The sequence below is a fragment of the Aeribacillus sp. FSL W8-0870 genome (assembly GCF_037963755.1).
Classification (GTDB): domain Bacteria; phylum Bacillota; class Bacilli; order Bacillales; family Aeribacillaceae; genus Aeribacillus; species Aeribacillus composti.
Map to the genome: position 1 here is coordinate 4,043,101 of NZ_CP150165.1, position 21,069 is coordinate 4,064,169.

The following is a 21,069-nucleotide window of genomic DNA, read 5'->3' on the forward strand; positions in this document are numbered from 1 at the left end:
TATTCTTATTTTCCTATGTTTCCTATCTTGTTTATGTCCTTCAGGAGTCTTATGAAGGACTTTTCTTATGCTCTCTTTCTTAATCATGTTCTTCAAAAGTTTTATGACGGACATTCAGCATATACAATTGCTTCTTTTTGGACTTCATCGCCTCTATGAATGACATTTACAAATTTTATTAGATTATTTTTGTCCTTCACAGTGCCATTTCTCCAAAATCCATCTACTAAGCTATCTCCAAAAACCGCTATTCACTTATGATACGGTTCACCGTATCTAATCTAAATGAGGTTTTTACTAGTTGAGTCCGTATAATTGGTGTAAAATTAGCCGGCCGGCTGGGTGACATAATGCAAAGGTGCCACCCCGCCCCTCTCTGGTAGAATCAGTTTGTGGACAACAATCTACTGGGAGGTATGCGAGATGGCACAATACAACGTTATCGTGTCCGACGACAATTTGAAAGGCCTATTTTCTGGGGATAAGGGGGTCGCCGGGCTCTTGGAGGAGGTGTTGAATCAGGTTCTCCAGGCTCAGGCCAGCGAGCAGTTGAAGGCGGAGCCCTACGAGCGGTCTGAGGACCGCCAGGGTTACCGGAACGGGACTCGTCCCCATGCCATTACGACCCGTGTGGGAACCCTGGTTTTGCGGGTGCCACGCCTCCGCAACGGCAAGTTCTCCACCGACCTGTTTGCTCGCTATCAGCGCAGTGAGCAGGCGCTGTTATTGGCGATGATGGAGATGGTCATCAACGGTGTATCCACAAGGAAAATCGCCGCCATCACGGAGGAGTTGTGCGGAGAGGAGTTTTCCAAATCGACCGTGTCGGAGCTGTGCAAGCGCTTGGAGCCCATTGTCCACGGGTGGAACGAGCGAAGCCTGAAGGATAAGCAATACCCTTTTGTGATTGTGGATGCCGTTGTGCTGAAAATTCGTGAGGACGGCAGGGTCCGCTCCAGAGCCGCCTTGATCGCCACGGGTGTAAACGAGGACGGATACCGTGAAGTGCTGGGGATACGTATCGGGGACAGCGAGTCTGAGGCGAGCTGGAACGAGTTCTTCTCGTGGCTGAAGGGTCGGGGGCTGCATGGTGTGGATATCGTTGTTTCAGACAGCCACAGTGGGCTTGTGAAGGCCCTTCAGACACAATTCCAGGGCTGTACATGGCAACGATGCCAAACGCATTTCATGCGTAACTTCCTGGACGCCGTGCCCAAGAATTTGCAGGAGGAGTTGTATGGCAAGGTCGAGCGATCCTGGATGCTCCGGATGTGAAAACGGCCCGTTTGTTGCTGGAGCAGGTTGTGGATGAGTACGGTGAGAAGGCCTCCAAGGCTGTGGATATCCTCGAATCAGCCTTTGACGACATCACGGCGGTGCTAGCGCTACCGGAACGGTATAGGAAACGCTTGCGCACGACGAACGGCCAGGAACGGCTAAATGAGGAGATCCGAAGGCGAGACCGAGTGATCCGAATCTACCCGAACCGAGACTCGGCAATACGGCTTATTGGTGCCTTGCTAATGGAAATTGATGAGAAATGGCAAACTGGCCACAGATACTTCGACATGAGTGACTACTATACTTGGCGGGAGGAGCGCCGCAAGAAGGTAGCGACGGAGACACAGTCCAACGTCCGAAAGACTAGTTAACATAACTCAATCACCGGTGAGGGGCGAATTTACACCACATTTAGGACTTGATCTTTTTACTATATTGTAAACAAGAAACAAGGCACAATCAGAATGTAATAGGTATTGATTTTGAAAATCCTATCTTATAAATAATGAAAATATCAGCATAATCTAATTCTAGCTAGTAAGGCAAAAAATAAAGAAGCCGTCTCAAAAGTCCTGAAGAGGGACTGATTTGAGACGGCTCTTCTCTTGATCATTTTATTTTATGGATAATTATGGGTATCCTTCTGGTAAAAGGCCCCTCTTATGCGACCTTTTTATCATTGTTTTCTTCTTTTTTAACCTTCGGTTTTAATTGGTTTGCCCATTTTGTTAAGTTATGGGCAACACAAATTAGACCCCATTCCACCGTCGTTTTGGAAAGGCCTCTTAATAAAAATCTATGGAAACCTCGGTTATACTTGATTTGTCCAAAAACGGGTTCGACATCGCATTTTCGCCTACGATAAAGCTTGTCTCCCTCTTCTGTGGCTAAACGTTCTCGAACCTCTCTCCGTTGCTGTTGATTTTCTAAAGAAACTGAAATGGTTTTCGTATCTTTACCTTTCGCACAAATCTCTTGGAAAGGGCACCCTTGACAATCTAAACAGCGATAAGTTCGTTTTTTAGTGATATAACCATTATCCGTTTTTTGCTTCTTTTCGTATGCAAATGTCAATCGCTTATTATTGGCACAAACCCACTCATCCAACTCTTCATCGTAGGTCATATTTTCGACTCGTCCGACTTGGTTTTTCCATTTCTTTGTTTGTTCCTTATCTAACGTATTATATTTAACGAAAGCCTCAATCTCCTTCTTGTCACAGAAAGCATAATTTTCTTCACTGCCATACCCTGAATCCGCAATAAGCGCTTTTGGTTTTGGCCTGCCATAAGATTCGAGAATGCCAAAATGAGGTTGAAGGCATCCCGGATCACCCGCTCGTTGATGCAAACTAAATCCAACAATGAACTGATTCTCCGTACCTATTTGAACATTATACCCCGGTTTAAGTTGACCGTTTTTCATGTGGTCTTCTTTCATTCGCATGAAGGTGGCATCTTTATCGGTCTTTGAGTAGCTATTTCGACCGTTGAAGATTTCTTTTTGTGCCTCATATTTTTGCTTGCGAGGTAAGAGATCTTTTTCAAGTTGGCGTTTGGCTTTTTTGATCGCTTTGTTTTTGGGTTCCGTCTCTAACCTTTTTTCTAGGACACTAAGGGTGTCTTTAATTTGTTCAGAAGTGACAGGATTTTTATCCAACCTCTCTTGTAAACTTGATTCAACTTCAATTTTTTCATCTTCCTTGGTTATGGCCTCGATTCCGGCCACGATCGTTCGGTACTTTTCATCGAGTTTAGCGTCAAATTTTTCTGTTGCTTTCCGCCAAACAAACGTGTATTTATTGGCGTTGGCTTCGATTTTGGTTCCGTCTAAAAAGTATTCTTCCAATTGGATGAGCCCTTGTTGATGGAGGAGATCCACGATGGAAAAGAAGGTTTCATAAATGATATCCTTCATTCTTTCCGAACGGAAACGGTTAATTGTACGAAAATCCGGTTGTTGATAATTCGCCAACCACATGAAGTAAATATTTTCTTGGAGTTGGGAAGCGATTTTGCGTGAAGAATAAATGCCTTTGGTGTAGGCATAGAGGATCACTTTTAACATCATTTTGGGATGATAGGCTGCTCGTCCCCCTCCGGGATAAACACGATAAAGAATCTTGTCATCAATCTGTTCGACGACCTGATGAACAAGGCGAGAAAGATGGTTTGGGGGAATTTTAATCTCCAATCCCATTGACATATCGGAAATCTTCGATATAATAAAACATATGGAACCGATCAAAGTATTCAAAGCGTTGGCCAACGAGTCGAGGTTGCAAATTTTGCAGTGGTTGAAGGAGCCGGAGAAGCATTTTGTGCCCCACGAAGGGATTGATATGCGAACGATCGGGGTGTGCGTCAGTCAGGTGACGGAGAAGCTGAATATGACGCAGTCCACGGCTTCTCAATATTTGTCCATCCTTCAACGGGCTGGTTTGATCAAGACGGAGCGGATCGGCAAATTTACGTATTACAAGAGAGACGAGGACAAAATCAAGGAAGTCGCCGCGTTCCTGAATAGCGAGCTTTAGCCTGAGCGGAATACGTCATGCGTATTTCGGTTTTGTTTAGCTTATAAATCGACATATCGCGATATGTTTACAAATAAATCAGCACTCCGCGGACCATCTCCACCGCGACCCCGCGGTATGTGTTGTTTGTGTATTGGTCATAAACGTACACCCATTACATCGATATTTCCTAATATATCGATTCATTATGGAGCAAAGGAGCAGTGATTTCATTGTCCAGTACATGGAAGGTTTACTTGTTGGCGTTGGTCAGTTTCTTGGTCGGCACATCGGAGTATGTGATCTCAGGCATTTTGGATAAAATCTCAGATACGCTGGAGATTTCCGTGACTTCGGCGGGGCAGCTGGTGACGATCTTTTCGTTCATCTACGCGGTTTGCACCCCGGTGATGATGGCGCTCACGGCGAAGGTGCCGAGACAGCGGTTGCTCGTGATCGCCTTGGGCGTCTTCGTGGCGGCGAATGCGTTGTCGTTTGTGGTGCCGGGATACGGGCTGTTCGTGCTGGCTCGGGCCATCATGGCTTTGGGCGCAGGCATGGTTGTCGTAACGGCGCTCGATATTGCAGCCAAAATCGCTGCCCCCGGCAAGCAGGCGAGCGCGATTGCTACGGTCGTGATGGGATTTACCGCTTCCTTGATCATCGGCGTCCCACTGGGGCGCATGGCTACGGCGGAGTTCGGCTGGAGGTCGGTGTTCGGCTTCCTGGCACTGGCCGGGCTGGCGGCGATGGTTATTCTGGCCGCAGCGATGCCTCGGGTCAAGGGCGATGCCCCCGTACCGCTGTCGAAGCAGCTGGCTTTTCTGAAAAACGGGAACGTCGCGCTGGGGCTCTCCATTACGTTCTTTTGGCTGGGTGGATACTCGATTGCCTATACGTACATTTCGCCTTATTTGCTCGATGTCGCCGGCTTGAACGAGCAGATGCTGAGCGTCGCACTGCTGGTGTTCGGAATCGCCAGCTTGATCGGGTCCAAGGCGGGCGGGTACAGCACGGATCGCTGGGGCGTGTTCCCGACGCTGGCCAGAGGCATGGTGCTTCACGTCGCCGCGCTGATCGTCCTGTCCTTGGCCGTAGCCTTCACCCATTCGTGGCCGCTGGTGGTCGGCTTGCTGGCGCTGTGGTCGTTTGCCGCCTGGTCTACCGGACCGACGCAGCAGATGAATCTGGTGCAGCTCGAACCGAATTATTCGGGCATCATGCTGAGCTTGAACCAATCCACGATGCAGCTCTCCATGGCGGCCGGAGCGGGGATCGGCGGTGTGATCGTCGATCAGGTGTCGTTGTCGTCGGTGACGTGGTTCGGCATGGTCGGCGTCGCCATTGCCATCACCGCGGCGCTGGTATTAAGGGGGAGAAGGAGTGCCGGACAGCAAAAGACCGAGGCGGTCGATTGAGCAGACAATCGAGTAGGAGGGAGCGATTAACTCCCGTCCTCTCACACCACCGTACGTACGGTTCCGTATACGGCGGTTCAATTAAGATAATTGACGCAAGTCTTTATAACTTCCGTGAATAGCTGTTCTCTTTATGCCAGTGGTCACTCCACCCTCCAAGAGATCTCCCACGGGATTCACCGCTTCCTCCCTCAAGTGAGGTACTACGTTTTCTGTGTTCATCATGACTCACTGAATGCCAAGGGCTATTCTCTCTTAATTGTTCGGTCCTTCTTAGTTGTTCTAGACCAACTAATACTATGACCTCTGCTGACTTCTGACTGTTCAGCTATCTATCACTAGATAGGTTACCAAGGTTACTTGGCGTGCCAGCCAGACCTCCCCGGGTAAGAGTGTAATCTTTCCTTCCATCCATCTGCTTCATTTACTCTGTATCACCTTCGGCAGAAAGGGCTTTGTTTTGTCTTGCAAACTCACCCAGTGATACCTAGCCTCATATGAAGTTCGTGTTCCTCAGACCGGAAGTTTGCCGCTCGCTTCCTTCAGATTCCGCGTCACCACGGACACCCTTGCGTTAAGCTAACTGCTACTTCTGCCTTCGCAGCTCGGGACTTTCACCCTATAGATTACACCCATGCCGGGCGCACAAGCAGCCGGAATCAGATGAAAGAATCTGATTCCGGTTTTTTGAGCTTCGGCGGGCAGCCCGTTTACAATTTCGGCGGCGCGGTGGACGAGCGTTCGACGAAGTGGGTATCGACCTTGATCTTCACCTTGTCCTGATCCTCGGCTTCCAGCTCCTGCATCAGCAGATCGACGGCGTGATACGCGATCTGCTTCTTGGCGACATGAACGGTCGTCAGCTCCGGAGACACGATCCGGGATTCGGAAATGTTGTCGAAGCCAATCACGGAAATATCTTCGGGAATGCGCCAGCCCAGCTCGCCTAACGTCTTCATGGCGCTGATGGCGATATAATCGCATTCGCAGAAGAAAGCGGTCGGCAGCGGTTCCCCTGCGGCGATCAGGCTCTGCAGCTGCTGTTTCAGCTCCTCCTGCGAAGACAGAATCGTCGGCGCCACCGACAGCGTATGCTTGTCGGCAACCGCCAGACCGCGCTCCTGCAGCGCTTCGGCGAATCCGCGCTGTCGCTCTGCAAAATTATGAATGCGCACATTCGACTGGATATAGCCGATCCGCGTATGCCCCAGCTCGCACAAGTGTACGCCCGCCTGATATTGATCGGGCGCCTCACACGCGATCCCGAGTTGCGTTATACCCCGTCCGGAGTTGGCGTTTGTACGTTTACCTTGGCTGTCGACCGCCCCTTTACCAACCAACAAGGCGATCGCGAAGCGGATTTCATTCCCATCGTCGTTTGGCGTCAGCTCGCCGAAACGTGTGCGAATTATCTGCGAAAAGGCCGACTGGTTGCTGTTGAAGGACGCATCCAGGTGCGTAGCTATACGCCGGAAGGTTCTGATCAACGACGGTACGTAACGGAAGTTGTCGCCGAAAACGTGCGATTCCTGGAGTCCGCGAATTCCGGTTCCGGCAATAATGGAAACGGTAATGGTGGACAAGGTGGCGGCGGAAACCAGGGAAGTGGCCGCGGCGGTCAAACCGGTGGTGGACGCAACCAACGTGGAGGACGCAGCGATGATCATCCTGGAGCTGGAGGGCATGACCCTGGTTACGATCCGTTCTGGGATGACGGCCGACCGATCGATATTTCGGATGACGACTTGCCGTTTTAAGGCTGATGCGTAAAGGGTAAGGAGCCCGGAGTGGGGGGCTAATGCAGCTCCCACTCGCAAGGGACTTAGAGCAGTTATTATATCCTTTCTACGAGTGCTTCACGGATGAAGTTGAACGGGCGCTGAAAACATTCGATGTTGGAATGATGGGTGCTTGCGATGCGGTCCGTGAACGCTTGGAGGAAGAATGGAGGGGAGTAAATGAACTACATCGAAGTGTACTTCGAAAAAGTCAAAAAAGCCGACGAGCGCTATCCCGAATTGGACGACCGCTTCTGCGTCAAATGCGGATATGCTCTCGTCAAAGGATCGATCAACTACATCGAAGGTCTCCATATCGATGGCTGTCCGGATGAACAGTTGGGAAGCGAATGAGGCCTGACGCGCCACTCGGCGGAGAGCTACCATCGTACAATTGGTGCGAGTGGGAAAGAAGCCGTCTCAAAAGTCCTGAAGAGGGACTGATTTGAGACGGCTCTTCTCTTGATCATTTTATTTTATGGATAATTATGGGTATCCTTCTGGTAAAAGGCCCCTCTTATGCGACCTTTTTATCATTGTTTTCTTCTTTTTTAACCTTCGGTTTTAATTGGTTTGCCCATTTTGTTAAGTTATGGGCAACACAAATTAGACCCCATTCCACCGTCGTTTTGGAAAGGCCTCTTAATAAAAATCTATGGAAACCTCGGTTATACTTGATTTGTCCAAAAACGGGTTCGACATCGCATTTTCGCCTACGATAAAGCTTGTCTCCCTCTTCTGTGGCTAAACGTTCTCGAACCTCTCTCCGTTGCTGTTGATTTTCTAAAGAAACTGAAATGGTTTTCGTATCTTTACCTTTCGCACAAATCTCTTGGAAAGGGCACCCTTGACAATCTAAACAGCGATAAGTTCGTTTTTTAGTGATATAACCATTATCCGTTTTTTGCTTCTTTTCGTATGCAAATGTCAATCGCTTATTATTGGCACAAACCCACTCATCCAACTCTTCATCGTAGGTCATATTTTCGACTCGTCCGACTTGGTTTTTCCATTTCTTTGTTTGTTCCTTATCTAACGTATTATATTTAACGAAAGCCTCAATCTCCTTCTTGTCACAGAAAGCATAATTTTCTTCACTGCCATACCCTGAATCCGCAATAAGCGCTTTTGGTTTTGGCCTGCCATAAGATTCGAGAATGCCAAAATGAGGTTGAAGGCATCCCGGATCACCCGCTCGTTGATGCAAACTAAATCCAACAATGAACTGATTCTCCGTACCTATTTGAACATTATACCCCGGTTTAAGTTGACCGTTTTTCATGTGGTCTTCTTTCATTCGCATGAAGGTGGCATCTTTATCGGTCTTTGAGTAGCTATTTCGACCGTTGAAGATTTCTTTTTGTGCCTCATATTTTTGCTTGCGAGGTAAGAGATCTTTTTCAAGTTGGCGTTTGGCTTTTTTGATCGCTTTGTTTTTGGGTTCCGTCTCTAACCTTTTTTCTAGGACACTAAGGGTGTCTTTAATTTGTTCAGAAGTGACAGGATTTTTATCCAACCTCTCTTGTAAACTTGATTCAACTTCAATTTTTTCATCTTCCTTGGTTATGGCCTCGATTCCGGCCACGATCGTTCGGTACTTTTCATCGAGTTTAGCGTCAAATTTTTCTGTTGCTTTCCGCCAAACAAACGTGTATTTATTGGCGTTGGCTTCGATTTTGGTTCCGTCTAAAAAGTATTCTTCCAATTGGATGAGCCCTTGTTGATGGAGGAGATCCACGATGGAAAAGAAGGTTTCATAAATGATATCCTTCATTCTTTCCGAACGGAAACGGTTAATTGTACGAAAATCCGGTTGTTGATAATTCGCCAACCACATGAAGTAAATATTTTCTTGGAGTTGGGAAGCGATTTTGCGTGAAGAATAAATGCCTTTGGTGTAGGCATAGAGGATCACTTTTAACATCATTTTGGGATGATAGGCTGCTCGTCCCCCTCCGGGATAAACACGATAAAGAATCTTGTCATCAATCTGTTCGACGACCTGATGAACAAGGCGAGAAAGATGGTTTGGGGGAATTTTAATCTCCAAATCCAATGGTAAAATGAGTTGGTCCATGTTATAATCAATGAAGGAAATATGATCATGTTTCATAAAAAATCGCTCCTTTGGTTAGTTATTGGTGTTACTTTAATTATACCAAAAGGGGCGATTTTTTTTTACAAGGAAAGAGGGCGCCTCAAAAGCTAGGCTTTTGAGACACCCTCTTTACGTATTTTTAATTAAGTTTAAATTAAAATTTTTTATTAACTCAACTTTCGCACACAGAAATATTTAAGCATTGCTTGATATAATTAGGTATAGTGGCCAACCATTTATTCATTTGATTTTTAAAGATGTCCATGTTCAAAGAAACCTCGGCTTCCGCCAAAGTTTGGAAAAGGTCAATAAGTGATTGAAGGGCAGTAATAAAATCTATGTCTTTTACATCTTCGCAAAGGATGTAAAAAAGGTTGCCAATCGTCTTAGGATCCTCCTCTTTTCGCATTTGCCAAGCAATGAGAATATATCGTGTAAAAACAATGGTTGTATGGCTAATTAACATGTCGTAGGAACGTCCCTGGAATTCTTTCTCTAAATTTAAAAGGGATTTATTGCATTTGAAGAAGACTTCAATGTCCCAACGCATGCCGTAAATACGAATGATCTCTTCATTTTCTAATGTTGTATCTGTGCTGAGAATGGCAAGCCATTCGCTCCGTTTATTACGGTTTCGTACAAATAGAATTTTTACTGGAATTCCATTGTCTAAAGTAGCATAAACGGATCCGAGAATGTCTTTTTTACCCATGTGAGGTTTTGCCAATTTGTAAAGTTGATTCAGTGTGAAACGTTCACCATTGTAAACGTATCGCTGCTTTAATTGCTTCACCATGCCAATGACAAATAACCCTTTGTTCGTAATCTTCTCAATTAAAGGCGCTTGTGTAAACCAGGAATCCATGAGAACATAGTCAGCTACAATCCCTTTTTCAAGCGCGTGATCAAGTAAAGCTGAAGCCACGTCCGGTTTTGATTTCAGAGCTTCCTGGCGACGCTTATAGCCAGATGTTCGTTTATCAATATTGGTATTGATTTCTTGCAGGCGATTTTCCTTTTTCGGTGAACTTAGAAGAGCAAAATCAACGGGAATAAAAGTAAAACTATCGGTCCAGCCAAGGGTAAGCATTTGAAACCCTTTCAAGTACTGATGGGTAGAGTGATCAAAAACCTTAGCCAACAGTTCAACCGACTTACTACGGTTTCTTGAAAAGACAGAATCATCAATCACAAAAGCTGTGACACGATCTTTTGAAGTTAATGGTTGAAGCAGACGGATCATTTCACTGCTTAATGAAAGCAGAAACTTTCTCCAATGATAGGTTGGTGTATTTAAAAAGCGATAGACTGTATCCTTTCCGGGCAGATCCTGAGATCGTTTACTCATAAAAGCACGAAACCAGTTCTTATATTGGAAGACTAAAAGAAAAATCAGTTTGAAAACAGTAAGACAAGAATACCCGGAAAGTTTCGTAATATTCGCTTTTCTTAAATGATATCCAATATTTAATTCGGAAAATCCTTGTTTAATTTCTTTTGGTAATTGCGCAAAGTAGTCTTTATTCGTTATCATAGTGGTGACACCTTTCTTTTGGATTTGGTTTCGTCACCAATATTTTACCAAAAGAATAGGTGTCTTTCTTTATGTTTTAAAAAATGTCAAATGATAATTTTGTACTTCCCAAAACCATTTACATCAAGCATTTAAACAAGATTTTGGACTGCGAAAGCTGAGTTATTAAGTTAATGCTTTCTTCACTAATATTAGCAATCTTATTCACCAAATTATTAATCCTTGATAATACATCATTATAACTTTTCCCACATTTTGCCCTTTCATATGCCTCTTTTGCTAGGTCTCCAAGTAGTTTTTTATCATTCTCTTTTATATCTATAAGTGGGATACGGGAAACATAGCCAGATGTAATCATATTTGACCTGATTAATACCCCTCTAACCAAATATGTTACTAATTCCGAATTTAGATAGGCTAATAACCACCAAGCATCCTCATCTTCACATATAATATTAGCATTTACTCCAAAAGTCGAATTTGCTGGTAGTCTAGCTGCTGTAAATTCAACTCCCATTGAAGAACAAGTTATCCCTGGTTTATATAATAAATCTTTATTCCTTACCATAAAATTCTTAATTTCTGCATCAAATTTCAAAAAATCCTTGTGTAAATATAAATTATTATCAGCGTAGAATCTGTTTTTCCCTGGATTTTTATAAAAAGGTATAATAAATGGGTCTTTTTTTACTGGTGATAAGTATAGTTCATCTTTACCTGTTGATATTCCAGTCACACATTTAAATACTTCACCTAATCTTTTTCCTGAGAATAACCGCTTAATATCATCAGGACATTCAATTATAAACTCAAAGTTATCTTTAGGATTATTTAAAATAATATCTGAAAGTTCGTATCCCTTAACATTCTTATTCTTATAATTTTCTAATTGTTCTTCAAGTTGAGTTTTAAATATTTCTGTTGATAAAGGACGGTTATTGACAAGAACTGTTCCTTGATAGTGTTTTCCTTTTTGAAGGATTATTATACTAGTTCTTACATCTGCATGTTGGTCATGAAACAAATCAATTGGACACATAGTTATTTCATGAACTGCACATTCTCTTAAAATTTTCTTCCTTAAATTTGTATGTGCTTTTGCTGTAAGAAAAGAATCAGAAGTAATTAAACCTATTAATGTCCCCTCTTTTGCTATATCAATAATTGCTGATATAAACATGCTATACATATTATGCACGCCCACATCAGCAAACAATTTTTTTAGCTTTTCTTTATTATTTTTTATATAATCTACTTCATGACAATTATAGGGCGGATTTGCAATAATATAGTCATAATCCAGCTTTTTATTTTCTTCAAAACTTTCTTCATTAATTATATCGTCAAACGTCAGTTGTGTTTTTTCATTTTTAAGTAGTATTTCATTGTAGAAAGAAATAAAATCTTTCTTGTGAAAGTTGCATCTATACGTTTGTTTATATTGTTCTATATCTATACCATCTACTTCCATGTTTCTGCTGAAGAACTCGTCTAACAATTCTTCTTTCCCACAACAAGGGTCTAAAACTTTTCGTCCATTAGGGTTAATCATAAGTAATCTTTTACTAATATAATTCGCAACAAACCTTGGAGTAGAATAGTACCCTAATGCTCTCTTATCTATGTTATCTACCTCAACTACCTTTTGATGCCTTCCCACTGCACTTCTCCTCCTGTTTACAGCTACTATTCCATTATAATAAATCTTAATTAATCTTGTCTTAAAAAGAAAATCAAAGAACCATTTTTTAATTATACACATTTGTCCTACTTAAATATGAAAATGGTAGCTATTCAAATATGTTAACAAATCTATATTATTCGAAACACTCTTGCTCAAGGAAAACCTCATTTACTTATGGTACGGTTCTCCCCTATTTATGCGAAAAGCACGGTAGATTTGTTCGAGCAAAATGAGACGCATGAGCTGGTGAGGGAAGGTCATTTTGGAAAACGAAAGGGCTTCGTCCGCCCGTTTCATTACCTCTTTGCTTAAGCCGAGAGAGCCTCCGATTAGAAAGGCGATTTTGCTTTTTCCGTATGTGGCCAGTTTATCTATACTATGTGCGAACTCTTCCGAGGATTTCATCTTGCCTTCAATGGCAAGGGCGATGACGTATGCATCGGACGGGATTTTGGCTAAAATTCGTTCGCCTTCTTTGTTTTTGATTAGTTCCATTTCCTGCGGGCTTATTTGTTCAGGAGCCTTTTCATCAGGAAGTTCAATGATGTCAACTTTTGCGTACGATGAAAGACGCTTTAAATATTCGTCGATTCCCTGCTTTAAATATTTTTCCTTCAGCTTCCCAATCGCTATAATTTGAATGTTCAACTTTCATATTTCCCCTTTTTTATTTTATCAACATGTTGATAACTATTTCCCACATAAAATAACAAATATTCCACAGATTTTATCCACAATTGTGGATGAACACCTCTATATTTCGTGCCCGAAAATCAGTTCCCAACTATATATACTGCGGTTTTTTTGCGCAATTCACAGGTTGTGGATAAGCTGTGATTAAATTCAATTTTTTGAATATTTGGTGCTGTTTCATACTGGTCTACATACATGTCGATTGCTAAATCAATATGATCCTCGCAGCAATACATTTATAATCCTCCTACCCCATAATGAAAACAGGAAAGCTGATTCGCCTTCCTGTTCTTTAAAAAGATTTTTGTTCAACGAGCTTCAGCTTCACTGTTTTCAACTCGCCGTTTCGATAGAATTTTACTTCCACTGTGCTTCCAACCTTTTGGCTGTATAGCTGCTTTCGAAGCTGGAGAACATTCTCAACCTTTTTCCCAGCAAGCTCTATAATTACGTCCTTCTCTCTCAAACCTGCGCGTTGAGCTGGCGACATCGGCTCAACACTCATCACAATCACGCCGTTTTTAACGCCCTTTGGCAAATTTAACGCCTCTTCCCAATAATAGCTTGGGATGTCTTCAAGAGACTGAAGACCGATTCCCATATATGGACGCTTCACTTCGCCGAATTTTTCAAGATCATTAATAATCGGAATTGCAATGTTAATTGGGATAGACAGTCCGATTCCTTCCACCGCGGATTCAGCAATTTTCATGGAATTAATTCCAATTACTTTCCCGTCTAAATTCACAAGTGCTCCGCCGCTGTTTCCTGGATTAATCGCGGCATCCGTCTGCAGCACTTCCGCCTGCCAATCCACTGTTCCGTTTTCATCAATATCAACAGGAATGGTCCGTTCTGTTCCAGAAATAATCCCTTGTGTAACAGACCCAGCAAATTGCAAGCCGAGCGGGTTTCCGATTGCCAGCACCGGCTCACCTGGTTTGACTGTGTCCGAATTGCCGAATTCAGCAACCTTCTTAACATGCTTTGCATCCACAACCAATACTGCTAAATCCATCAGCTGATCACTGCCGACAAGTTCAGCGGGAATGCGTGTTTCGTCGTTTAATACAACTTCCAATTGATGCGCTCCGGCTACAACATGATGATTTGTTACAATATAGGCTTTATCGCCTTCCTTTTTGTAGATGACCCCTGATCCTGTTCCTGCTTCTCCCTCTTGTGTTTGATCCCAGAAGCTTACTTGCTGAATATTGACGACTCCGACAACCGCATCACTCACTTTATTAACTGCTTCTGTAACTGCTGAATTCACATTTACATTTACTGTTTTGACTGGCCCTTGGACATTTCCTGTTTCCCCTTCCTCATTTTGCTCTGGACTGATGTTCAGATTATATGGAAGAATATTGAATTGTGCTAATGCTGGAAGGGAGAAAATAACTAATAACGCGCCTAACACGGCTCCGATTAACCCAGCCAATAATGATCCGCCCCGGTTTCCCCTTTGTTTTCTGTTATTATACCGTTCAAAATCATCATCATAATATCCCATCGCCTCATCATTCCTTTCCGATGACGAATGATTTTATCTACATTATTATAGTATAACGCGAGCTGGCAGGAAAAATATATGACAACATTAACATACCCAACGATGGGGAAATTCAAACATTTAAACAGCTACGAGAGGCGTCGGTTTCTTTGGATCTGTATCATATAATTCAAATTGTTCTCCGACAACGAATCCTTTTTTCTCTAATACTTGCTGGACAGACATTCGTGCGAGCTCTTTCATATTATTTTCTTTACTTAAATGCGCCAAATAAATTCGTTTCGTCTTGTCGCCAATGACATCAGCCATAGCAAGTGCAGCATCTTCATTTGAAACATGTCCAACATCAGATAAAATTCTTCGTTTTACATTCCAAGGATACCGGCACATTCGCAGCATTTCTACGTCATGGTTGCTTTCAAAAATAAAAACATCTGCACCGCGTATGATCCCTTTCATTCTGTCGCTTACATATCCAGTATCAGTAATTAACGCTAGTTTTTTTCCATTGTGGTGAAACACAAAAAACATTGGTTCTGCTGCATCATGGGAAACGCCAAATGATTCAACCTCTAAACTTCCAAACGATTTCGTTTCGCCGATTTCAAAAGTAAACTTTTGTTCTAAATGAATTTCGCCGATTTCTCTCTCCATTGCTTTCCACGTTTTTTCATTCGCGAAAATCGGAATTTCGTATTTTCTCGCTAAAATTCCAAGTCCCTTGATGTGATCGCTATGCTCATGGGTGACTAATATACCGCTTAAATTTTTTATGTCCCGTTGAATTTCTTGAAACAAATTTTCCATTTGTTTACCACTTAATCCTGCATCGATTAACAGGGAATGTTCATCTGTTTCTACATAAATGGCATTCCCTGTGCTGCCGCTCGCAAGAACACTGAAATTAAGGCTCATTTCCTTCACTCACTCCAAATTATTATTCTCTTTCTCCGGTTTAATGACCTGACCTTCCAATGCATTCACATAATAATCTTCTGTTTTATTGACAACTACATGCCATGTCGGAGCCAAAATTTGCTGTTCCGACAGCGGGTATTGTGTGTAATATCCGTATTCTACATCGGTTACTTTACTGTTAGATTTCAAATCATTTTTTTCATAAAGAGCTTCCAATGCTTTAATCGCAGGCAATATTTCCTGCTTCTCCAATTCTTTTATATCTTCTAGCAATGTTTGCTGATAAGACACAATTTCATTTTTATCATTTAAATAAAAGACAATCATACCGATTCCATCACTTACATCTTGAAAAATAATTTTTCCTTTGTATTCCTGCAGACAAATAATTTCCCTTGTTTCTTTGCTGTAACGCCAAAACTTGTATTGACTGCCCGCAATGATTTGTGTTGTTAAAATTTGCTTGATCTTATTTTCGATACTTTCTCCTACAATTGGAATCGGTTTGTCAAAACTCATCCGAAGCTTTGTTACCGAACGAGTCAACTCCTCATCAGGCAGCATCGGCTTTTGATTTTTCAGTTGTTCGATTTCTTCTTCCTTAAATATTTTGCTTTCTGCCGTTATATAAGAACCTTCTATTACTTCTTTTGGAAGCTTCCCAAATTGTATATTTTCCGCTGCAAACTGCTCTTCAATCGTCGTTTTCGTGATCATATCATATTTGGAGCTTTTGATTTTTTCAACATACTGAAAAGCTAAATAAATATCAAGGATCAGGAAGGCAATAATAAACACCGTTTTCGTTTTACTCCAATCCAATACCTTCCCCTCCTTTACCCGCTTTTTTCACATTCAGCCTTTGATATTTATCGTTTTCGAGTTCAATGCACCATATCGGCTCCAAATTTACGATATTTTGCCGTGACGACTGTTGTATGTCATAAGCGGGAAAAATACGTTTTATTTTGTCGGCTTCAATGCTTGGATTATCCTTAATAGCTTCAATTATATCTGCTGCTTTAGGTAAAGTCGTTTTATCTTCCCGGATAAAACCATCCAAATAAAATAACGGACGCTGATATAAGGCAATATCATTCTTTCCCCAGCTTTGCATGATCGTCGTGATCGAATAATGCGAATCGCTGAACGAAAATACTGGCAAATTTCGAACCGTTAGACGAAAATAAATTTTCTGTTCTTGATCCGTTTTTTCGAAGCGATAATCATTTAATCCTGACAGCCAACCGCCATGTTTGTTCAAAAAATCAATGCTCTGCAAGATCAATTTTCCTTTTTCCGTCGTTAAAGACTGGTCAATTGTCGGATTAACGTAAACAACCCTTTCTTTATCTTCGTTGATGACAAGCTGACGGGAGCTGTCTGTATACACAAATTCGGAAGCATTGACATCCCGTTTTACATAACTTGGATCATTAAACAATGCATTTTTAAACTGCTCACCGCTCATTGATTTTGTAAAATATTGAAGGCGATGAATCGGAAACGGCTTTTCAGGCAAAAATAATCCGTTCCAAAACACGTAGCTTTCAAAGTTTTCTTTTTCTTTATACACTTCCGTCCACAAATTGCTTAAAACGGTTTTCACCTGTGCTTCTACAACATATTTATGCTCGTAGTCGACTAAATAAAGTTTTCGGTTCGCTTTCTCGTTTGTCAGAGGAATGTAAATCCGATCAAATTCTATATTGAAATCTTCTTCATCCGTCCAGTCGGTTATTGATAAGAGGGCTGACATCGGAATCGAGTCGTTAAAAATAACTTCAAAGTTAGGGGTTGAATTATGTATTTCCCTGTTTATCCATTGATTAAAACCATATTGCTTTTCAATCTCTCCAGAAATATTTTTGAATTCTTCTAGCTCCCACTGACGGATATCCTTCCAAAGTCTTTCGATGACGATTTCGTCATAAGTTGCGTAATGTTTTATTTTTTCATGAATCATAATATGATCCGGCTGCACGACTTCATAAGGCTTTTTTGTTACATTGCTTAACGGGTTGTTTTCAATATAGTTGGAGTTTGAAATTTCCCCGTAGTTTGGCTGATATGTCCAAATATTCCAGGTGAAGAATAAACTTGTCAGCACTAAAAATGTTAAAATAATGGATTTTATCGTTTCCCGGTTCATAGCCAATCATCCTCTTGGTTCTGTTCATATGGCAATGTGAAAAATACAGTCGTGCCTTTTCCTTCTTCACTTTCCACCCAAATTTCTCCTCCGTGTGCTTCCACCATCTCTTTTGCAATTGCAAGACCTAGACCGGTTCCGCCCATTTTGCGTGATCTAGCCTTATCAACACGATAAAAACGTTCAAAAATTTTTTTCACACTTTCTTTCGGAATTCCAATGCCTTCATCTTTTACACTGACTTCAATATGGTCAACTTGTTCTTTTACTTGAAAAGAGATTTTTCCGCCTTCAGGAGAATATTTCAATGCATTGGAAATAATATTATCGAGCACTTGCGTAATTTTATCGGGTTCAATTTCTACATAAAGGCTTTTTTTCGGAATGTTTCGTACAAATGTGACATGCTGCTGCTTAGACATTTCAAAACGGTCAATAATTCTGTGGAAAAAGTCTGTGAAATTCACCATGTCTTTATTTAATTGATAATCTTTACTATCTAGTTTTGATAGCTGGAGCAAGTCATTAACCAGCCTAATCATCCGCTCCGTTTCGTTTTGCGTCACTTGTAAAAATTTTGGCGCGATCGTTTCGTCTTTCCAAGCCCCTTCCGCCAATGCTTCCAAATAACTGCGCATTGTAGTAAGCGGCGTCCGCAGCTCATGAGAAACGTTTGCGACAAATTCACGCCGCTCTTGGTTGATTCGTTCCTGCTCTGTTACATCGTAAACTACTGCAATCAATCCGTTAATATGATCTTCATCAATTTGTATCGTAGAAAAGCTGATTCGTAATATATACGGTTTTTCCTCTGTGCTGAAATCTAACAGCATCGGTTCTTGCTGGTTCACTAAATCTTCAAAAGTACATTCATCCGTTAAATCTAAAAGCTCCACAATTGATTTTCCTAAGGCTGTTTCACGTGAAACATTCAACATTTCATGGGCCGGATTGTTCATGACAATTACTTTTCCATGCCGATCTGTGGCTATGACACCTTCTGTCATATGAGTAATAATAGACGCCAGCTTTCTGCGCTCTTCTTCAGTTGTTTCCTGTGCTTCCTCCAATTTTTCCGTGAGATGATTGAATGTTAATGCAAGCTGTCCAATTTCATCTTCTCCATACACTTTTACTTTTCTGGAAAAATTCCCTTTTGCCAGCTCCAACGCTTGCCTTCTCATATCTGACAACGGACGGGTTATAGTGCGGGCAAGAAAAATTCCTAGCGCCGCGGTAATAAGAAGGGACATCCCTGTGCCTGTTGCAAAAATTTTGTTAATCGTCCGCAATTGTGAAAAAACTTCCTCCATTGAGGCAACGACATAAACAACGCCAATTGTTTCTCGTTTATAATCTGTGACGATCGGAGTCGCTGATACGTACATTCGATGCTTCGTTTGCGGATCAAGCAAAATATTGCTTTCAGGCGAACCGACGATTAAAGTCCGTTTAATCATATTTTCAGTTGTTCTTTTCCCGATCACATCTTTGTTGTAATCAGATGTCCCGATGACACGCGCATCTTGGTCCACTACGCGAACTTCATGAATTTCCTCCCGTTTAAAATCTTGCAAAATAGCAGATATCTCATCTTCCATATTCAATGATTCGTCCACTTCTTCATTCGTCATCGCTTGCTCAATCTGGTAAGCCAGCAAATCAATCCGCTGCGAAAGGGAAGATTTAAAATTTTCTATAAGAGAAGATTCCAATTCCTTAACGAAGTAAATACCGATGATTTGCATAGCCAAAATAATCAGAAGCACATAGATCAGCACAATTTTAAAATGTATCGAACGTAAAAAACTCACTCGACTGCTATACATGTTCACTGCTCCTGTTCAGGATTGCGCAAATAATAACCTACCCCTCTTCTTGTCACAATCCATATTGGATGGCTTGGGTTGTCTTCAATTTTTTCCCTAAGTCTTCTAACCGTGACATCTACAGTTCTGACGTCTCCGAAATAGTCATATCCCCAAACGGTTTGCAGCAAATGCTCTCGGGTCATGACCTGTCCAATGTGCTTCGCTAAATAGTGAAGCAATTCAAACTCACGATGAGTAAGCTCGATCGTTTCTCCCCGTTTTGAAACGACATATGCATCAGGATGAATAACGAGAGAGCCGATTTGAATTTCCGACTGTTCAGAAGCCGCTTCCCTTGCAGCATTTGTTTGCTGTCTTCGTAAATTTGCCTTTACCCTTGCCAAGAGCTCTCTTGTGCTGAATGGTTTTGTCACATAATCATCAGCACCAAGCTCCAGACCAAGCACTTTATCGATTTCTGAATCTTTCGCAGTCAACATAATAATCGGCATTTCATATTTTTTTCGAACTTCCCGGCACACTTCCATTCCATCCTTGCTGGGAAGCATAATATCTAACAATATCAAGTCAGGTTTAATTTCTTCCACCATTTCAATCGCGCTTGTTCCATCATAAGCACAGTATACATCAAAACCTTCTTTTTTAAGATTAAACTCTAATATATCTGCAATTGGTTTTTCGTCATCAACAACTAATATTTTTTTATTTTCCATCATTTTCTCCCCTTTTGATCTATTAACTTTACTTTACCACGATTACATTCATCTCATCATCAACTTTCAATACAAATGGAAAAAACAAGCAGAAAACCCCTAGCTATTGCTAGAGGTCTTAAATTCAATAGGTTTTGGAACTTAGAGTAACCCCCTGTAAATTCCTATCAAACCTATTATATCAATTTTTATCTTATTGTAACAGCTTGAGATGAGAAATCAAATTTCTATTTACAACCACAAATGTTACCAATTTTGGTTTAACTTACTTATAGCCAAAAATAGCACGGATAAACCGTGCGTATGAAGTGGCTCGGGACGGAATCGAACCGCCGACACAAGGATTTTCAGTCCTTTGCTCTACCGACTGAGCTACCGAGCCGTATAAAGTTTTCAAGAATGCGAACTCTTTTTCCCTCTCTCAACCCTTTCATATATGTGGATTCTCGAATGTGAGGCAGCTTGTATAATATTTCTCGATTGTAATGGTGAGCCATGGAGGATTCGAACCTCCGACCCTCTGATTAAAAGTCAGATGCTCTACCAACTGAGCTAATGGCTCATAAAAAATTTTTTCCTTCTAATCCATTTTAAAATTTGTCAGATGTCCCTTCCTCTTCTAGCTTTTTCGAGGATGTTGGATGCGTCGGGACAACTCGTCGCTTATTCGATGAAGCCTTGCTCGTTGCTCTACCAACTGAGCTAATGGCTCATAAAAAATTTTTTCCTTCTAATCCATTTTAAAATTTGTCAGATGTCCCTTCCTCTTCTAGCTTTTTCGAGGATGTTGGATGCGTCGGGACAACTCGTCGCTTATTCGATGAAGCTTTGCTCGTTGCTCTACCGACTGAGCTAATGGCTCATAAAATTTTTTTTCTTCTAATCCATTTTAAAATTTGTCAGATGTCCCTTCCTCTTCTAGCTTTTTCGAGGATGA

16 protein-coding genes, 2 tRNA genes and 2 pseudogenes are annotated in these 21,069 nt (G+C 41.9%); 5 read left to right on the forward strand and 15 right to left on the reverse strand.

Annotation, left to right across the window (positions count from 1 at the left end; translation table 11 throughout):
- The first annotated feature begins 423 nt into the window (after positions 1-423).
- Positions 424-1,652: pseudogene (locus tag NSU02_RS19445) on the forward strand (IS256 family transposase).
- 289 nt (positions 1,653-1,941) lie between these two features.
- Here the strand turns inward: NSU02_RS19445 and NSU02_RS19450 are convergent.
- Entirely contained in the window at positions 1,942-3,486 is a 1,545-nt protein-coding gene (locus NSU02_RS19450; protein WP_339193690.1) for an IS1182 family transposase, read from the reverse strand.
- A gap of 28 nt (positions 3,487-3,514) precedes the next feature.
- Between NSU02_RS19450 and NSU02_RS19455 the strand changes: the two genes are divergently transcribed.
- Together NSU02_RS19455 and NSU02_RS19460 are read left to right on the forward strand one after the other, a co-directional pair.
- Positions 3,515-3,817, forward strand: coding sequence for a metalloregulator ArsR/SmtB family transcription factor (locus tag NSU02_RS19455; RefSeq protein ID WP_339193692.1), 303 nt, complete (start codon positions 3,515-3,517; stop codon positions 3,815-3,817).
- Positions 3,818-4,029: 212 nt separating this feature from the next.
- Positions 4,030-5,214, forward strand: coding sequence for an MFS transporter (locus NSU02_RS19460; RefSeq protein WP_339193694.1), 1,185 nt, complete (start codon positions 4,030-4,032; stop codon positions 5,212-5,214).
- 710 nt (positions 5,215-5,924) lie between these two features.
- On the opposite strand, the pseudogene NSU02_RS19465 reads toward NSU02_RS19460, so the two are convergent.
- Positions 5,925-6,452 (reverse strand): annotated as a pseudogene (locus tag NSU02_RS19465) (substrate-binding domain-containing protein); the annotation flags it as partial.
- On the opposite strand from NSU02_RS19465, the gene ssb reads away from it, so the two are divergent.
- Positions 6,435-6,971, forward strand: a complete 537-nt coding sequence (gene ssb, locus NSU02_RS19470; protein WP_339193696.1) for a single-stranded DNA-binding protein — start codon at positions 6,435-6,437, stop codon at positions 6,969-6,971. The pseudogene NSU02_RS19465 and the gene ssb overlap by 18 nt on opposite strands.
- Positions 6,972-7,172: 201 nt before the next feature.
- Positions 7,173-7,346 carry a hypothetical protein gene (locus NSU02_RS19475; RefSeq protein WP_015256826.1) on the forward strand — a complete coding sequence of 58 codons (174 nt, stop codon included), beginning with the start codon at positions 7,173-7,175 and terminating at the stop codon, positions 7,344-7,346.
- 163 nt (positions 7,347-7,509) lie between these two features.
- Here NSU02_RS19475 and NSU02_RS19480 read toward each other — a convergent pair whose 3' ends face one another.
- From NSU02_RS19480 to NSU02_RS19540, 13 genes are all read right to left on the reverse strand, one after another.
- Positions 7,510-9,105, reverse strand: coding sequence for an IS1182 family transposase (locus NSU02_RS19480; protein WP_151682006.1), 1,596 nt, complete (start codon positions 9,103-9,105; stop codon positions 7,510-7,512).
- 157 nt (positions 9,106-9,262) lie between these two features.
- Positions 9,263-10,624 carry a transposase gene (locus NSU02_RS19485; protein WP_094245175.1) on the reverse strand — a complete coding sequence of 454 codons (1,362 nt, stop codon included), beginning with the start codon at positions 10,622-10,624 and terminating at the stop codon, positions 9,263-9,265.
- Between the two features lie 118 nt (positions 10,625-10,742).
- A complete protein-coding gene (locus NSU02_RS19490) occupies positions 10,743-12,284 on the reverse strand; it encodes an N-6 DNA methylase (RefSeq protein WP_339193706.1) in 1,542 nt (513 codons plus the stop codon).
- Positions 12,285-12,476: 192 nt separating this feature from the next.
- Complete coding sequence (gene rlmH / locus NSU02_RS19495; RefSeq protein WP_130158231.1) at positions 12,477-12,956, reverse strand: 23S rRNA (pseudouridine(1915)-N(3))-methyltransferase RlmH; 480 nt, start codon at positions 12,954-12,956, stop codon at positions 12,477-12,479.
- A 125-nt stretch (positions 12,957-13,081) separates the two neighbouring features.
- Positions 13,082-13,237, reverse strand: a complete 156-nt coding sequence (locus NSU02_RS19500; RefSeq protein ID WP_339193708.1) for a CxxH/CxxC protein — start codon at positions 13,235-13,237, stop codon at positions 13,082-13,084.
- Between the two features lie 56 nt (positions 13,238-13,293).
- Positions 13,294-14,517 carry a S1C family serine protease gene (locus NSU02_RS19505; RefSeq protein WP_339193709.1) on the reverse strand — a complete coding sequence of 408 codons (1,224 nt, stop codon included), beginning with the start codon at positions 14,515-14,517 and terminating at the stop codon, positions 13,294-13,296.
- A gap of 120 nt (positions 14,518-14,637) precedes the next feature.
- Positions 14,638-15,432, reverse strand: coding sequence for an MBL fold metallo-hydrolase (locus NSU02_RS19510; protein WP_339193710.1), 795 nt, complete (start codon positions 15,430-15,432; stop codon positions 14,638-14,640).
- A 9-nt stretch (positions 15,433-15,441) separates the two neighbouring features.
- Entirely contained in the window at positions 15,442-16,257 is an 816-nt protein-coding gene (gene yycI, locus NSU02_RS19515; RefSeq protein WP_094244808.1) for a two-component system regulatory protein YycI, read from the reverse strand.
- Positions 16,244-17,587 carry a two-component system activity regulator YycH gene (gene yycH, locus NSU02_RS19520; protein ID WP_339193711.1) on the reverse strand — a complete coding sequence of 448 codons (1,344 nt, stop codon included), beginning with the start codon at positions 17,585-17,587 and terminating at the stop codon, positions 16,244-16,246. The genes yycI and yycH overlap by 14 nt, the downstream gene beginning before the upstream one ends.
- The gene (gene walK / locus NSU02_RS19525; protein ID WP_311066706.1) at positions 17,584-19,416 is read right to left on the reverse strand and encodes a cell wall metabolism sensor histidine kinase WalK; all 1,833 of its coding nucleotides are present in this window, start codon (positions 19,414-19,416) and stop codon (positions 17,584-17,586) included. The genes yycH and walK overlap by 4 nt, the downstream gene beginning before the upstream one ends.
- Before the next feature lie 2 nt (positions 19,417-19,418).
- Positions 19,419-20,132 (reverse strand): response regulator YycF, encoded by a 714-nt coding sequence (yycF, locus tag NSU02_RS19530; protein ID WP_063387767.1) that lies wholly within the window; start codon positions 20,130-20,132, stop codon positions 19,419-19,421.
- Between the two features lie 309 nt (positions 20,133-20,441).
- Positions 20,442-20,514, reverse strand: a tRNA-Phe gene (locus NSU02_RS19535).
- 104 nt (positions 20,515-20,618) lie between these two features.
- Positions 20,619-20,694, reverse strand: a tRNA-Lys gene (locus NSU02_RS19540).
- Positions 20,695-21,069 lie beyond the last annotated feature (375 nt).

What these genes read in the sequence shown, in the direction of transcription:
- NSU02_RS19450 (WP_339193690.1), bottom strand. Translation starts at nt 3,486, where the DNA reads ATGTCAATGGGATTGGAGATTAAAATTCCCCCAAACCATCTTTCTCGC.
- NSU02_RS19455 (WP_339193692.1), top strand. Translation starts at nt 3,515, where the DNA reads ATGGAACCGATCAAAGTATTCAAAGCGTTGGCCAACGAGTCGAGGTTG.
- NSU02_RS19475 (WP_015256826.1), top strand. Translation starts at nt 7,173, where the DNA reads ATGAACTACATCGAAGTGTACTTCGAAAAAGTCAAAAAAGCCGACGAG.
- NSU02_RS19480 (WP_151682006.1), bottom strand. Translation starts at nt 9,105, where the DNA reads ATGAAACATGATCATATTTCCTTCATTGATTATAACATGGACCAACTC.
- NSU02_RS19485 (WP_094245175.1), bottom strand. Translation starts at nt 10,624, where the DNA reads ATGATAACGAATAAAGACTACTTTGCGCAATTACCAAAAGAAATTAAA.
- NSU02_RS19500 (WP_339193708.1), bottom strand. Translation starts at nt 13,237, where the DNA reads ATGTATTGCTGCGAGGATCATATTGATTTAGCAATCGACATGTATGTA.
- NSU02_RS19505 (WP_339193709.1), bottom strand. Translation starts at nt 14,517, where the DNA reads ATGGGATATTATGATGATGATTTTGAACGGTATAATAACAGAAAACAA.
- NSU02_RS19510 (WP_339193710.1), bottom strand. Translation starts at nt 15,432, where the DNA reads ATGAGCCTTAATTTCAGTGTTCTTGCGAGCGGCAGCACAGGGAATGCC.
- yycH (WP_339193711.1), bottom strand. Translation starts at nt 17,587, where the DNA reads ATGAACCGGGAAACGATAAAATCCATTATTTTAACATTTTTAGTGCTG.
- walK (WP_311066706.1), bottom strand. Translation starts at nt 19,416, where the DNA reads ATGTATAGCAGTCGAGTGAGTTTTTTACGTTCGATACATTTTAAAATT.
- yycF (WP_063387767.1), bottom strand. Translation starts at nt 20,132, where the DNA reads ATGGAAAATAAAAAAATATTAGTTGTTGATGACGAAAAACCAATTGCA.